A 16016-nucleotide genomic window follows, 5' to 3' on the forward strand; every position below is an offset into this window, starting at 1 on the left:
GAGGTCGGGATGCGGGCCGGGACGGTCATGCGCGGTCCTCGTCGGTGACGACCGGGGCCAGTACGGCGGGGAGTTCGCCGGCGTCGCCCTCGCCGCGCCAGTCGGCGGCGAGCCGTCCGCTGCCGAACCGGGCGTCGTCCCGGCCGAGTTCGGCGGTGAGGTGCTTGACCACGGCCTTGCCGGAGTCGGCGTTGGTCAGGGCCACGAAACCGGTGCCGGCGTGCAGCCTGCTGATCGCCATGTTCCAGTAGCCGGAGGGCTCGCCCCCGTGGCCGAACTCCAGGTCGTCGCCGCTGTCGTCGACGATGGTGCCGAGCCCGTAGAAGGTCCCGGACTCCCCCGCCAGCAGCTCCCGCGCGCTCGCCTGGCCGACGAGCGCGCCCTCGGTGCCGAGCAGGGCGTCCCGTACGGCGAGGACCAGCCGGGCGGTGTCCCCTGCCGTGGTCCACAGGCCCGCGGCGGCCAGGTGGGCGCGGCCCCGCCAGCCGCCCGCCAGCGGGGTGCCGTGGGCGTCGTGCCCGTGCGCCACGGGCAGCCCGGAGGTCTCCGGGAACCGCTGGTCGAAGCTGGTGTCGGCGAGGCCCAGCGGGTCCAGGACCAGGCGTCGCATCAGCGTCTCGAAGTCCTCGCCGGTGACGTCCTCCAGTACCTGCTGGAGCACCCAGTAGTGCGTGCTGCTCTTGCGGAACACCTCACCGGGCGGCAGTTCCCGTCGCACGCGCGGGGTGCTGACCGGCGGGCGGCCCTCCAACAGGTCCAGCAGGGTGGGAAGTTGCTCGCCGGGCTTGAAGCCGACACTGCGGTGCCGGGCGAGTCCGGCCCGGTGGCCGAGCAGGTGGCGCACGGTGACCGGCCCCGGCGCGGCCGGGTCGTCGGCCAGCTTCCAGGAGGTCAGCAGGGAGTTGACGTCCGCGTCCAGGTCGAGCACGCCCTGGTCCGCCAGCCGTACGGCGGCGAAGGCGGTGACGTGCTTGCTGATCGAGCCGACCTGGAACAGGGTCCGGCCGGTGACCGGCGCCTCCCCGTCCGCGGCGAGCACGCCGTGTCCGCGTACGTCGGCCAGGGCGCCGTCCCGCAGCACCGCGAGGGCGACTCCGGGGACGTGGTGGTCGGCCATGACGGCGGTGAGTCCGTCGGCGAACTCCCGCTCGGCGGAGAAGTGCGGGGTGGTGGCGGCCGGGCCGAGCAACGCTGCCGCCCGGGCGAGAGCGGCGGGGTCCGCCGCTCCGGCCTGGGCCTGCTTCAGCAGGGTGGCGAGGAGTTCGGCGGGCACCTGGACGGTGTCCGTGGCGGAAGCCTCGGGCTCCTGCGGTACGGCCTCCCGCACGGCTGGTGCTGCCTCAGCCACGGCCGGTGCGGCCTCCGCCACGGCCGGCGCGGCGTCCGCCATGTCCTCGTCGATCGCCCCCGCCAGGTCGATCAGGGTGTCGTGCTGGTACATGCGGTAGATCGAGACCGTGAGGCCGGCCGCGCGGGCCGCCGCCAGCACCTTGATCATCAGCAGTGAGTGGCCGCCGAGGTCGAAGAACCGGTCGTGGACGCCGATCTGCTCGACGCCGAGGACGTCGGACCAGATGCCCGCGAGGGTCAGCTCGGTGGGCGTGCGCGGCGGCACGTGGTCGGTGCCGGTGCGCAGGGCGCCGCGGTCCACGGCGGGCAGGGCGCGCCGGTCGACCTTGCCGTTGGCGTTCAGCGGCAGGGCGTCCAGGGCGACGAAGGCCGACGGGACCATGTAGTCCGGCAGGCGCAGGGCGCAGTGGGCGGCGAGAGCCTCGGCGTCCGGAGCGGCGGACGCGGCCGGCGTCCAGTACGCGACCAGGCGGCGGTCCCCCGGCACCGGCTCGTGCACGGTGACGAAGGCGTCGCGGACGTCCGGGTGGGCGGCCAGCACGGCCTGGACCTCGCCGAGTTCGACGCGGTAGCCGCGGATCTTGGCCTGGTCGTCGATCCGGCCGAGGAACTCCACGTTCCCGTCGTCGAGTTGGCGCACCAGGTCCCCGGTGCGGTACAGCCGGGCGCCCGGCACCGAGCCGTACGGGTCCGGCACGAACCGCTCGGCGGTCAGGTCAGGACGGCCCGCGTACCCACGCGCCACCCCGGTACCGCCCACGTACAGCTCGCCCGTCACCCCGACCGGCACCGGACGCATCGCCGTGTCCAGCACGTACGTCGTCATGTTCGGCAGCGGACGGCCGATCGGGACGACGTCCCGTGCGACGGGTCCGACGACCGGGAAGACGGTGGAGCCGACGGAGGCCTCCGTGGGCCCGTACTCGTTGATGAGCCGGCCCGGGCCGAGGATGTCCAGGGAGCGGTCCGCGGTCGCGCCGGGCAGCGCCTCGCCCGCGACGACCATGACCCCGGCGAGCTCCTGCGCCTGCTCGGTGGTGAGCTGTTCGGCGAGCAGGTCCAGATGTCCCGGCGTGAGCTTGACGAAGGCGTACGGCGCACCCGCGAGCAGCGCCCGGCCCAGCGTCCCGGGCTCGGTGTCCTGGGCGACGGTGAACACCCGCTGCCCGGTGACCAGCGGCCCCCACAGGTTGGGGACGATCAGGTCGAAGGCGACCGAAGAGAACATCGGCGCGCCGCCGTCGCCCTGGGAGGCCAGCTCCCGCGCCGCCCAGGCGACGTGGTTGACCAGGCCCCGGTGCGGCACCTCCACGCCCTTGGGCGTGCCGGTCGAGCCGGAGGTGAAGATGACGTAGGCGAGCCGGTCGAGGTCGTCGGTGCGGGCGGGGGGTGTCGACGGCAGGGCGTTCCCGGCCTCCGCCGGCAGGACGTCCGTACCGTCGAAGCGGTCCGCGTACTCCGCCTGTGTGAGCGCCACCGCGGCGCCCGAGGTGCGGACGATCGCGGCGACCCGCTCGGCCGGGTAGGACGGGTCGATCGGCACATAGGCGCCGCCCGCCTTCCACACCGCGAGCAGCGCGGCGATCAGGTCCGGGCCCCGGTCGAGCTGGACGGCCACCCGTGCCTCGGCGTCGACGCCGCGCGAACGCAGGGCGTGGGCGAGGCGGTTGGCGCGGGCGTCGAGCTCGGCGTAGGTGACCGTCTCGTCCCCGAGGGTGACGGCCGGGGCGTCCGGGACGCGGGCCGCCTGCTCCTCGAAGCGCTGGAGCACGGTGGCGGTCTCGGCCTCGTGCGCGGTGTCGTTCCACTCCACCAGCTGGCGGTGCAGTTCTTCCGCGGGCAGCGGGACGAGCCGGGCGTCGCCGGTGGGGTCGGTCGCCATGGCGGCCAGGACGCCCGCGTAGAGGGCGGTGAGCCGGTCGGCGTGCTCCCTCGACAGGGCGTGGGTGTGGGTGGTCATCAGCAGGTAGCCGGAGACCGCGGAGACGGCCAGGTCGAACTCGGTCGCCCCTTCGCCGGAGCTGTCGCCGACGTCGACGCGCTCGGTGTCGACGTGGTCGAAGTCCTGGTAGCTGAACCGGACGTCGAGCAGCCGCTCCAGGCCCGCGTCGCGCTGGATGGCCGGCATCGGGTAGCGGCGGTGCTCCCACATGCCCGCCTCGTGCGCGAAGACCTCGCGGACCAGCTCCTCCCAGGTGCGGTCGCGGTCGGCGTCGAAGGCGAACGGCAGGGTGTTGAGGTACATGCCGTAGACGCGGTCGGCGCCGGGGGCCTCGGGGCGGGCGCTGAAGACGAGCCCGGAGTGGAAGCGGTCCTCCTCGGTGAGCAGGCTGAGCGCCTTGAGGTGGGCGGCGAGCAGCACGCTCTTGAGGGAGACCCGGGCCCGCGTGGCGAGCGCCCGCAGCCCCTGCTCGTACGGCCTGAGCTCGACGGCGACCCGGAACCGCTCGCGCGGGGCGGTGCGGTCGCCCGCCCAGGCGGACGGCAGGGCGAAGCGCGCGTACCGGCCGGTGACGTCCTGCCAGTGGCCGCGGTCCGACTCCAAGTCCAGGGAGCGCAGTTCGGCGGCGACGAAGTCGGCGTAGCGGACGGCGGGCGCCGGCAGGTCGGCCGGGGCGGCCTCGTCGCGGGCGCGGCGGTACTCGTCGAGGAGCTCCATGAGGAGCGCCCGGTGGCTCCAGCCCTCGGTGATGGCGTGGCAGACGGTGAGGCCGAGACGCCAGGCGCCGTCGCCCTCGACGTGCGCGGTCATCCGCAGCAGCGGGGCCCGCTCCAGGTCGAACAGGTCGGCGCGCTCGGCGGCGATGAACTCCTGGACGGCGTCCCGGCGGGCGGTCTCGTCGAGGCCGGTCAGGTCGTGGACGGCGACCGGGACGGCCGCCTCGGCGTGCACGACCTGGAGCGGCTCGGTGTACCCGTCCAGGTGGAAGGAGGTGCGCAGCAGCTCGTGCCGGGCGGTGACGGTGTCCGCGGCGGTGCGCAGGGCGGCGGCCGAGAACGGGCGGTCGTCGTCGGTGATCCGGAACGAGGAGACGTTGTGGTAGGCGGCCTGGGTCCGGTCGGCGAGCATCTCCAGGACCATGCCGAGCTGGACCTGGGTGAGGGGGTAGGCGTCCACCGCGTCGGCGGGCAGCTTCTGTTCGTCCTCGTCGGAGATCAGGGCGAACCGCTCGACGGGCGTGTCCACCTCGGTGCGCGCGGGGCGTCCGGTGAGGAACTCGCTCAGCTCGGCGACCGTGCGGTGCTCGAAGACGTCGCGGACGCCGATGTCGAAGCCGGCCTGGCGCAGCGCGCCGACGAGGGCGACGGCGCGGATGGAGTGGCCGCCGATCTCGAAGAAGCCGTCCTCGACGCCGACCCGGTCCAGGCCGAGGACCTGCGCCCAGACCTGGGCGATGCGCTCCTCGGTGACGGTGCGCGGGGCGACGTAGCCGTCGTGCACGGCGGCCGCCGGGTCCACGGCGGGCAGGGCGCGCCGGTCGACCTTGCCGTTGGCGTTCAACGGCAGGGCGTCCAGGGCGACGAACGCGGCCGGGACCATGTACTCGGGCAGCCGGTCCGCCAGGTGCGCGCGCAGGGAGTCGGCGGTGACCGTCGCGGGGGTGCAGTAGGCGACGAGCTCGCCGTCGGCCGTGGTGACGAAGGCGTCGCGGACGTCCGGGTGAGCGCCGAGGACGGCCTGGACCTCGCCGAGCTCGACGCGGTAGCCGCGGATCTTGACCTGGTCGTCGATCCGGCCGAGGAACTCCACGTTCCCGTCGTCGAGTTGGCGCACCAGGTCCCCGGTGCGGTACAGCCGGGCGCCCGGCACCGAGCCGTACGGGTCCGGCACGAACCGCTCGGCGGTCAGGTCCGGACGGCCCGCGTACCCACGCGCCACCCCGGTACCACCCACGTACAGCTCACCCGTCACCCCGACCGGCACCGGACGCATCGCCGTGTCCAGCACGTACGTCGTCATGTTCGGCAGCGGACGGCCGATCGGCAGGACGTCCGTGTCCGGGTCGGCCGGCACCGGGTGGATCGTGGTGCCGACGGAGGCCTCGGTCGGCCCGTACTCGTTGATCAGCGTCACGTCCGGGGCGAGCGCCCGCCAGCGCTTCAGCGTGGCCCGGGTGAACGCCTCACCGGCGACCACCAGCACCGGCGCCAGCCCGGCCGCCTGCCCGGCGGTGAGCTGCTGGGCCAGCACGTCCAGGTGACCGGGCGTCAGCTTGATGAAGCTGTACGGCGCCGAGGCCGCGAGCGTCTCGCCGAGGTCCGCCATGTCGACGTCCCCCGCGACCGTGTGCACGGCCTGCCCGGTGACCAGCGGCGCCCACAGGTTGGGGACGACGAGGTCGAAGGCGACCGAGGAGAACAGCGGGGCGCCGCCCTCGCCGCGTGAGGCCAGCTCGCGGGCCGCCCAGGCGACGTGGTTGACCAGGCCCCGGTGGTGCACCTCGACGCCCTTGGGGGTGCCGGTGGAGCCGGAGGTGAAGATGACGTACGCCAGCCGGTCCAGGTCGTCCGTCCGCTCCGGGGCGTGCACGGGCCGGTTGACGAGGGCGTCGGCCGGCAGCGCGGTCAGGGTGAGCGCGGCGCCCGAGAGCGCGCGCATGGCCTCGACCCGGTCGGCCGGGTAGGACGGGTCCACGGGCACGTAGGCGCCGCCCGCCTTCCACACCGCCAGCAGCGCGGTCAGCAGGTCGGGGCCGCGGTCCAGTTGGACCAGGACCCGGGACTCGGCGCCGACGCCCTCGGCGCGCAGGTGGTGGGCCACCTGGTTGGCGCGGGCGTCGAGTTCGCCGTAGGAGAGCGTGCCGCTCGCGTGGCGGACGGCGACGGCGCCCGGGGTGCGGGCGGCCTGCTCCTCGAAGCGCTGGAGGACGGTCCGGGTCTCGGCGGGGTGGGCGGTGGCGTTCCACTCGACCAGCTGCCGGTGCCGCTCGCCCTCGGGCAGGAAGGTGGCGCGGGCGTCGCCCTCGGGGTCGGCGGCCATGGCCTCCAGGACCTGGCGGAGCATGGCGGCGAGGCGGTCGGTGCCGGTGCGGCCGAGGGCGCGCGGGGCGGTGGTCAGGACGAGGTGGCCGACGCGGGCGGAGACGCCGAGCGGGAACTCGGTGGGGCTGTCGTCGATGCTCGCCAGGTAGTCGACCTGCTCGCGGTCGACCTGGTCGAAGTCGTGGTAGCTGAAGCGCATGTCGATCAGCCGCTCGCCGTCGGCGAGGTCGCGCTGGATGACCGGCATCGGGAAGGCGCGGTGCGGCCACAGTTCTATCTCGCGGGCGAACACGGCGGCGACCAGCTCGCGCCAGGTGTCGTGGTCGCGGTCGTGGGCGAACGGCAGGGTGTTGAGGTGCATGCCGTAGACGCGGTCGGCGCCGAGGATCTCCGGCCGGGCGTTGCACACCAGGCCGGAGAAGAAGCGCTGCTCCTCGGTGAGCATGCTCAGCGTCTTCAGGTGGGCCGCGTGCAGGACGCTCTTGAGGGAGGCGCCGGCCTTGGCGGCCAGGGAGCGCAGCCGCTCCTCCAGGTCGTGGAAGGGCACGGCCACCCGGTAGGGGGCGCCGGTGTCGTCCGGGTCGCCGCGCCAGGGGGCGGGGACGGTGAGCCGGGCGTGGCCGTCGACGATCCCCTGCCAGTAGGCGCGGGAGTCGGCGGAGTCCAGGACGTCCAGTTCGGCGGCGATGAAGTCGGCGAAGCGGACGGCCGGGACGGGGGCCTCGGAGGGCTCCTGGCCGTCGCGGATCCGGTCGTACTCGGTCAGGACCTCCATCAGCAGGGAGTGGTGGCTCCAGCCGTCGAGGATCGCGTGGCACTCGGTGTTGGTGATCCACCAGCTGCCGTCGGCGGCCGTGTGCGCGTACAGGCGCAGCAGCGGAGGCGTGGCCAGGTCGAACAGACGGGCCCGTTCGACGACGGTGAACTCGCGCAGAGAGGCCTGGAGTTCGTCGTCGGTGAGGTGGGACAGGTCGCGGGCGCCGACCGGCATCCCGGCGTCGGCGTGCACCAGTTGCAGCGGCACCGAGTAGCCGGTGAGGGCGACGGAGGTGCGCAGCACCTCGTGCCGGGCGACGACGACCGCGGCGGCCTCCCGCAGCGCGTCGAGGGCGAAGGGGCGCTCGTCGCGGATCCGGAAGGACGTGACGTTGTGGTACGGGTGCTTGCCGTCGTCGGTGAGCATCTCGACGACCATGCCGAGCTGCACCTGCGACAGCGGGTAGGCGTCGGCGAGGCCCTCGGGCAGCAGCGCCCGGTCCGCCTCGGGGACGAGGGCGAACGGCTCCACGGTACGGACCGCCTCGGCGGGCGCCGGGCGGCCGGTGACCAGCTCGGCGATCCGGGCGACCGTGCGGTGCTCGAAGACGTCACGGACGGCGAGGTCGTAGCCGAGGGCGCGCAGCCGGCCGACGAGGCTGACGGCGCGGATGGAGTGGCCGCCCAGCTCGAAGAAGCCGTCCTCGACACCGACCCGTTCCAGGCCCAGCACCTCGGCCCACACCTCGGCGATGCGCTCCTCGGCGACGGTGCGCGGGGCGACGTACCCCGAGGCGCCGAGGGCGTCCTGGCCCGGGGCGGGCAGGGCGCGCTTGTCGAGCTTGCCGTTGGTGGTCAGCGGCAGCGCGTCGAGGGCCACGAAGGCGGCCGGGACCATGTACTCGGGCAGCTGCCCGGCCAGGTGGGAGCGCAGCTCGGCCGGGGTGGGGGCGGGGTCGCCCGCCGGGGTGACCCAGGCGGTCAGGCGCTTGTCGCCGGGGGTGTCCTCGCGGACCAGGACGACGGCGTCACGGACCCGCGGGTGCGCGGCGAGGGCGGTCTCGATCTCGCCGAGCTCGATGCGGAAGCCGCGGATCTTGACCTGGTCGTCGATGCGGCCGAGGAACTCCAGGCTGCCGTCGGGCAGTCGGCGTGCCAGGTCGCCGCTCCTGTAGAGCCGGGAGCCGGGCGGGCCGTAGGGGTTGGGCACGAACCGCTCGGCGGTCAGCCGCGGCCGGTTGAGGTAGCCGCGGGCCACGCCGGGGCCGCCGACGTGGATCTCGCCGGGCACGCCGACCGGGACGAGCAGCCCGTCGCCGTCCAGCAGGTAGACCCGCAGGTCGGCCAGCGGGTGGCCGACGGGGTTGCCGGCCTGCGGGTCGAGGTCGGCCCCGGTGAGGCGGTGGTAGGTGGTGTGGACGGTCGTCTCGGTGATCCCGTACATGTTGACCAGGGCGATCCGGTCCAGCCCGAACCGGTCGGTCCACGGCCGCAGTTCGGAGACCTCCAGCTTCTCACCCGCGAACACCACGGCCCGCAGGGAGAGTTCGGCGTCGGTGCCGATCAGCGAGCGGAACGCGGTCGGCGTCTGGTTGAGGACCGTGACCTTCTCGCGCACCAGCAGGTCGAGGAACTCCTCCGGCGAGCGGGTCACCGCGTACGGCACCACGACGAGCCGCCCGCCGAACAGCAGGGCGCCCCACATCTCCCACACGGACACGTCGAAGGCGTACGAGTGGAACAGCGGCCAGACGTCGGTCTCGGAGAACGCGTAGTGCTCGTGGCCGCGCTCCATGAGCCGTACGACGTTGGCGTGGGTGAGCGCGACGCCCTTGGGCTTTCCGGTCGAGCCGGAGGTGTAGATCGTGTAGATCAGGTTCTCGGGGCTGCCCGCGACACCCGGGTTCGTCTCCGGCTGCTCCCCCTCCTGGCCGACGAACAGCACGTCCACGTCGAACAGATGGGCGTGCTCGGGGGTGGTGACCACCACCGGCGCCTGCGCGTCCTGGACGATGTAGGCGATGCGGTCGGCCGGGTTGGCGGGGTCCAGCGGAAGGTAGGCGGCACCGGACTTGAGGATGCCGAGCAGCGCCGGGATCAGCTCGGCGCCGCGTTCCAGGCTCAGCCCGACCAGCGTCTCGGGGCCGGCACCGCGGGCGATCAGGGCGTGCGCGACGCGGTTGGCGCGGGCGTTGAGCTCGGCGTAGGTGAGATCGGCGCCCTCGAAGGACACGGCCACCGCGTCGGGCGTGCGCGCCGCCTGCTCCTCGAACAGCTCGTGCACGCGCCGGACCACCGGCTCGGGCACCTCCGGGGAGCCGACCAGCACGGCCCGCTCCTCGGCGCCGAGGATGTCGTACGACGACAGGGGCGCGGCCGGGTCGGCGGCGACGGCGTCGAGCAGCCGCAGCAGATGTCCGGCGAAGCGCTGGACCGTGGTCTCGTCGAACAGGGCGGTGGCGTACTCCAGGTGGCCGCCGAGGGAGCCGTCGGCACCCTCGCGGACCTGGAGGTCGAGGTCGAACTTGGCGACACCGCCGGAGCCCTCGAACGGGGAGACCTCCACGCCGGGGAAGGCGAAGGCGGCGCCGCGGTCGCCGTGCATGGTGAACGCGACCTGGAACAGCGGGGTGCGGGACAGATCGCGCTCCGGGCCGACGGCCTCGACGACCTGGGCGAAGGCGACGTCCTGGTGGTCGTAGGCGTCGAGGACCGTGGACCGGGTGCGGGCCAGCAGCTCGCCGAAGGCGGGGTCGCCGGCCAGGTCGCCGCGCATCACCAGGCTGTTGATGCCGTAGCCGATGAGCTGCTGCAGCTCGGGACGGCCACGGCCGGAGACCACGGTGCCGACCGCGATGTCCGTGATGCCGGTCCAGCGGGCCAGCAGGGACTGGTAGGCGGTCAGGAACAGCATGAACAGGGTGGCGTCGTGACCGGCGGCCAGCTCGCGCAGCCGGGCCGCGAGGGTGTCCGGGACCTGGAAGGCGACGGACGCGCCCGCGCCGTCGCGCACCGCGGGACGCGGCCGGTCGGCGGGCAGGTCCAGCGGGGTCAGGCCGTCCAACTGGCGCCGCCAGTAGCCGAGGTGGCGCTCGATGACCTCACCGGTCAGCTCGGCGCGCTGCCAGGCGGCGTAGTCGGCGTACTGCACGGCGAGCGGGGCCGGGGTGGCGCCGGTGTACAGCTCGCCGAGCTCCTGGCCGAAGACGCCGGTGGACCAGGCGTCGCAGGCGATGTGGTGGAAGACGACGGCGAGGAGGTGCTCGTCGGCGGCGAGGCGGATCAGCCGCCCGCGCACCGGCCAGTCTTGTCCGAGGTCGAAGGGGCAGGCCAGGTCGGCCTCGACGACGGCACGGGCCGCGGAGTCGTCGGCCGCCGCGGAGTGCTCAAGGGGCGCGAGTCGGGGCTCGTCGATCACCTGGACGGGCTCGTCGCCGTCGAGGACGTACCGCGTACGCAGGATCTCGTGCCGATCCAGCAGCCCCTGCCAGGCCCGTCCGAGCGCGTCGGTGTCAAGCTCCCCGCGCAGCCTGAGGACCAGCGGCACCAGGTACTCGGGGCTGTCCGGCTCGAGTCGGCTGAGGAACCACATCTGCTGCTGCCCGTACGACAGCGGCAGCGGCCGCGACCGGTCGGCGCGGGTGATCTCCGCCCGCCGCGACACCCCGCCCCGCCGCCCCGCGAGCCGCCGCCGCAGCAACTCGGCCCGCAGCGCCTCGGGATCGGCATCCGGGACCGTGCCGTGGCCGGACTCCCCGGGGCCCGGGACCGTGCGGTACTCGGACCCGTCGGCGCCCGAGACCGTGCTCTGCTCGATTTCCCCGGTGCTCATGCCTGGTGCTCCTTCAGCGATGCGTGGGTCGAAAGGTCCGTGGTGGCGTCCCGCGCCTCCGCCGGCTGCGTGGCGTCCCGCAGCAGGTCGGCGTCGGACAGCGCGTCGATCTGCGCCAGGACGCGCTCCTCGACGGCGGCGGCGAGCCGGGCGATGGTCGGTCCCTCGAAGACCGTGCGGACGGCGAAGTCGATCTCGTACTCCTGCTGGAGGTGCGAGATGAGGCGGATGGCGAGGATGGAATTGCCGCCGATGTGGAAGAAGTTGTCGTGTGCTCCGGCCTGGACGCCGAGCAGCTCGGTCCAGATCTCGGCGACGCGCTCCTCGACCGGACCGCTCGGCGGCACGTGCCCCGCGTCCTCGGCGGCCCGGCCCGGCGCGGGCAGCGCCCGCCGGTCGATCTTGCCGTTGGCGTTGACGGGGAGGGCGTCGAGGCCGGTGAAGGTCGCCGGGATCATGTACTCCGGCAGCCGCTCCGCCAGGTGCTCGCGCAGCGCGTCGACCGGGACCGCGGCCGGGGTGCAGTAGGCGGCGAGTTCGCCGTCGACGGTCGTCACGTACGCCTCGCGCACCTCCGCGTGGGCGGCCAGCGCCGCCTGGACCTCGCCGAGTTCGACGCGGTGGCCGCGGATCTTGACCTGGTCGTCGACGCGGCCGAGGAAGGCCACGTCACCGTCCGGCAGCCGGCGCACCAGGTCGCCGGTGCGGTAGAGGCGGGCGCCCGGAGTGCCGTAGGGGTCGGGCAGGAAGCGCTCGGCGGTCAGGTCGGGGCGGTTCGCGTAGCCGCGGGCCACGCCGGTGCCGCCGACGTACAGCTCGCCCGTCACGCCGACCGGGACCGGCTGGAGCGCCGCGTCCAGGACGTACATGGTCATGTTGGGCAGCGGGCGGCCGATCGGCAGGACGTCCGCGATGCCCTCCGTGCCGTCGGCCGGGACCGGGTGGACCGAGGTGCCGACGGAGGCCTCGGTCGGCCCGTACTCGTTGATCAGCCGCATGTCCGGGGCGAGTTCGCGCCAGCGCTCCAGCGTGGCCCGGGTGAAGGCCTCTCCCGCCACCACCATCACCGGGGTGAGGGCACCGGCCTGCGAGGGACTCAGCTGGTGGGCCAGGATGTCGAGGTGACCGGGCGTCAGCTTGAGGAAGCTGAACGGCTCGGCCTCCGCCAGGCGCTTGCCCAGCTCGGACATGTCGGTGTCCTGCGGCAGCAGGAACAGCCGCTGCCCGGTGACCAGCGGCGCCCACAGGTTGGGCACGACCAGGTCGAAGGCGACCGAGGAGAACAGGGCGCCGCCGCCGTAGTCCTCCCCCGCCAGCTCCCGCGCCGCCCAGGCGACGTGGTTGGCGAGACCCCGGTGGTGCACCTCGACACCCTTCGGGGTGCCCGTGGAGCCGGAGGTGAAGATGACGTACGCGAGCCGGTCCAGGTCCGTGTCCCGGCTCCGCGCGGGGATCGTCGAGGGACGGGCGGCGATGTCGGCGGCGTCCTCGTCGACCAGCAGCGGCCGGGCGCCGGAGTCCTGGAAGCGGTGGGCGTAGGCGGCGGAGGTGACCGCCGTCCGGGCGCCCGCCGCCGTGCACATCGCGGTGATCCGGTCGGCCGGGTAGGAGGGGTCCACCGGCACGTAGGCGCCGCCGGCCTTCCACACCGCGAGCAGCGCGGTCACCAGTTCCGGACCCCGGTCCAGCAGCACCGCGACCCGCGACTCGCAGCCCGCGCCCCGGGTGCGCAGATGGTGCGCGAGCCGGTTGGCGGCGGCGTCCAGCTCGCCGTAGGTCGTCGTGCGGGTGCCGCAGGTCAGCGCGGTGCGCTCGGGGGTCTCGGCGGCCCGCTCCTCGAAGAGCTCGAAGACGGCCTTGTCCGCGAAGGGGAACGCGGTGTCGTTCCACTCGGTCAGCAGCCGGCCGCGCTCCTCGGCGGAGAGCAGGTCGACGGTGCCGAGCGGGGTGTCCGGCGCGGCGGCGACCCGCTCCAGCAGGGTGAGGAAGTGGCCGGTCATCCGCTCGGCGGTGGCCCGGTCGAACAGCGAGGTGGCGTACTCCAGGACGCCGTCGAGCGCGCCGTCGGGGGTCTGCCGCATGAACAGCGACAGATCGGTCTTGGCGACCTGCCAGGCCTCGGTGAACGCGGCGAGGTCGGCGTCGGCGGTGACGACGCTGGTGACGCCCTCGCTGTGCAGGTCGAAGGCGACCTGGTAGAGCGGGGTGCGGGACAGGTCGCGCTCGGGCTGGAGCTCGTCGACCAGCCGCTCGAACGGCAGCTCCTGGTGGACGAGGGCGGCGCGGGCCGCGTCCCGGACCCGGCCGAGGGCCTCGGTGAAGCCGACCTCGGGGCCGAGTCCGCAGCGCACGATCAGCGAGTTGAGGAAGAAGCCGACCATGTTCTCGGTCTCGGGCCGGGTGCGGCCCGCGACCGGGGTGCCGACCGGCACGTCCCACTGGCCGCTGTAGCGGGCGACGAGCGTCGCGTAGGCGGTGAGCAGCGTCATGAACGGCGTGGCGCCGTTCTCGCGGCCCAACTCGGTGAGCCTTCCCGCGACTTCGGGGCTGATGCGGAACGGTACGACCGCACCGCGCGGGTCGCGGACCGGCGGACGGGGCCGGTCGGTGGGCAGGTCCAGCGGGGCGATGCCGTCGAGGGCGGTGCGCCAGTGCGCCAGCTCCCGCTCGACGACCTCCTCGGTGAGCCGGGCGTGCTGCCAGGAGCCGTAGTCGGCGTACTGGAGGGCGGGCGCGGGCAGTTCGGCCCCCGCGCACAGCGCGCGCAGCTCCCGCTCCAGCAGAACGGTCGACCAGCCGTCGCAGGTGATGTGGTGCAGGGTGAGCAGCAGCAGGTGGTCCTCGCCCGGGATCCGGACCAGCAGCGCCCGCCACAGCGGGCCCTCGGCGAGGTCGAAGCCGCGCGCGAACTGCTCGCCGAACAGGGCGGCGACACCGTCGGCGGTCGAGTCCTCGACGCGCAGCTCCGTGCGGTGGGCGAAAGGTGCGTCGACGACTTGGCGCGGCTCGCCGCCCTCGCTGACGTACCGGGTGCGCAGCGGCTCGTGCCGGGCGGCCAGCGCGTCGAGCGCGGACCGTACGTCGTCGGCGGCGAGGGCGCCGGGCAGGCGCAGGAAGAGGGGGGCGACCCACTCGGGGCTGCCGGGGTGCATCCGGTCCAGGAACCACAGCCGGCGCTGGCCGGAGGACAGCGGCAGCTCGCCGGTGCGCGGGACGGCGACGATCGCGTCCCCGTCCGCGGCGGGCCTGCCGATCAGGCGGGCCTGCGCCTCGACCGTCGTGGCCGCGAACAGGCCGCGCAGGGAGACCTTCTCGCCGGACGCGGCGCGCAGCCGCGAGGCGAGCCGGGTCAGCTGCAGGGAGGTGCCGCCGAGGGCGAAGAAGTCGTCGTGGGCGCCGACCCGGTCCTGCCCGAGCAGCTCCGCCCAGACCCCGGCCACCAGTTCCTCGGCGGTGTCGCGCGGGGCGGTGAAGGCGGGCTGGCCCGCGGCGGTGATCTCCTCGGCGGAGGGCAGGCGCGAGCGGTCGACCTTGCCGCTGGGCAGCAGCGGGAAGGCGTCCAGCACGTGGAAGAGGGCGGGCACATGGCTGTCGGGAAGCCGCTCGGCGAGGAAGGCGCGCAGCTCGGCGGGGTCGACGGAGCCGGTGAGATGGGCGGCCAGGCGCTTGCCGCCGTCCTCGGCCGGGTACGGCACGACGACCGCGCCGGTGACCTCGGGGTGCGCGGTGAGCGCGGCCTCGACCTCGCCGGGCTCGATGCGGACGCCGTTGACCTTGACCTGGTGGTCGAGGCGGCCGAGGTACTCCAGGGTGCGGTCGGCCCGCCAGCGGACCTGGTCGCCGGTGCGGTAGAGGCGGGCGCCGGGCTCGGCGGCGTACGGGTCGGGCACGAACCGCTCGGCGGTCAGGTCGGGGCGGCCGACGTAGCCGCGGGCGACGCCGACACCGCCCGCGTACAGCTCGCCGGGGACGCCGACGGGCACGGGGGCGAGGTTGGCGTCGAGGACGAGGACGCGCAGGCCGGGCAGCGGGCGGCCGATCGGGACCGGGCCGGTGGTGAGCTCGGGGTCGACGAGCTGGGCGGTGACGTCGATGGAGCACTCGGTGGGGCCGTAGGTGTTCCACACCTCGAGGGCGTTCCCGGCGCGTTCGCGCAGCCGCGTGACCAGCTCGGCGTGCAGGGCCTCGCCGGCCGAGAACAGCAGCCGCAGCGAGCCGCAGCCGGTGAAGTCGCCCTCCTCGACGAGGAGCCGGAGCACCGACGGCACGACCTGGAGGACCGTGACATCGTGCGCGGCGACCGCGCGCAGCAGGGCCGCCGGATCGCGTTCGGCACCCGCCGGGGCGAGCACGACGGTGCCGCCGCCGACGAGCGGGGCGAAGATCTCCCACACGGCGGCGTCGAAGCCGATGGTGGTCTTGTGCAGCACCCGGTCACCGGCGCCGAGCGCATGCCGCTCGACGGTCCAGCCGACCCGGTTGGCGATGCCCGCGTGCGTGACGGCGACGGCCTTGGGCTTGCCGGTGGAACCGGAGGTGAAGACGGCGTAGGCGACACCGGCGGGGTCGGCGGCGGGCAGCTCGGGGGCGTCGGCCGTCCCGGATGCGGATGCGAATGCGGAGTCGGAGTCGGAGCCGGAGCCGGAGTCGGAGCCGGAGTCGGATTCGGAGCCGGAGTCGGATTCGGAGCCGGAGTCCACGGACGCCGGGACGTGCCGCGCACCGGCCTGCGCGGCCAGGGCGGACAGCCCGGGGCCGGAGACGAGCAGTCCCGCCCCGGCCTCGCGGACCAGCTCCGTCAGGCGGGCGGGCGGCTGGGCCGGGTCGAGCGGGACGTAGCCCGCCCCGGCCCGCCAGACGCCCAGCAGCGCGACGACCAGGTCTACGCTCCGGGGCAGGGCCACCCCGACGAGCGTCTCCGGGCCGGCGCCCAGGTCCCGCAGACGGGCGGCCAGGCGCAGCGACGCACGGTCCAGCTCCTCGTACGTCACCACCCGGGTGCCGTCCACGACGGCGGCCGCGCTCGGGGTACGGAACGCCTGCTCGGCGAAGCGTTCCGACAGCAGTTCGGCGTTCACGGTTACTCCTGTCACAG

Annotated in this window: 2 protein-coding genes; both read right to left on the reverse strand. The window is 74.4% G+C overall.

Going from position 1 to position 16016, the window contains the following annotated elements; all coding sequences use genetic code 11:
* Nucleotides 1-25: 25 nt before the first annotated feature.
* Nucleotides 26-10921, reverse strand: a complete 10896-nt coding sequence (locus AC068Z_RS13260; RefSeq protein ID WP_478554717.1) for a non-ribosomal peptide synthetase — start codon at nucleotides 10919-10921, stop codon at nucleotides 26-28.
* Complete coding sequence (locus tag AC068Z_RS13265) at nucleotides 10918-15999, reverse strand: amino acid adenylation domain-containing protein (protein WP_478554718.1); 5082 nt, start codon at nucleotides 15997-15999, stop codon at nucleotides 10918-10920. The genes AC068Z_RS13260 and AC068Z_RS13265 overlap by 4 nt, the downstream gene beginning before the upstream one ends.
* Nucleotides 16000-16016 lie beyond the last annotated feature (17 nt).

The sequence above is a fragment of the Streptomyces sp. NPDC043726 genome, assembly GCF_056436565.1.

Bases quoted from the DNA above. Each gene is read 5' to 3' on its own strand.
- AC068Z_RS13260 (WP_478554717.1), bottom strand. From the start codon at position 10,921: ATGAGCACCGGGGAAATCGAGCAGAGCACGGTCTCGGGCGCCGACGGG.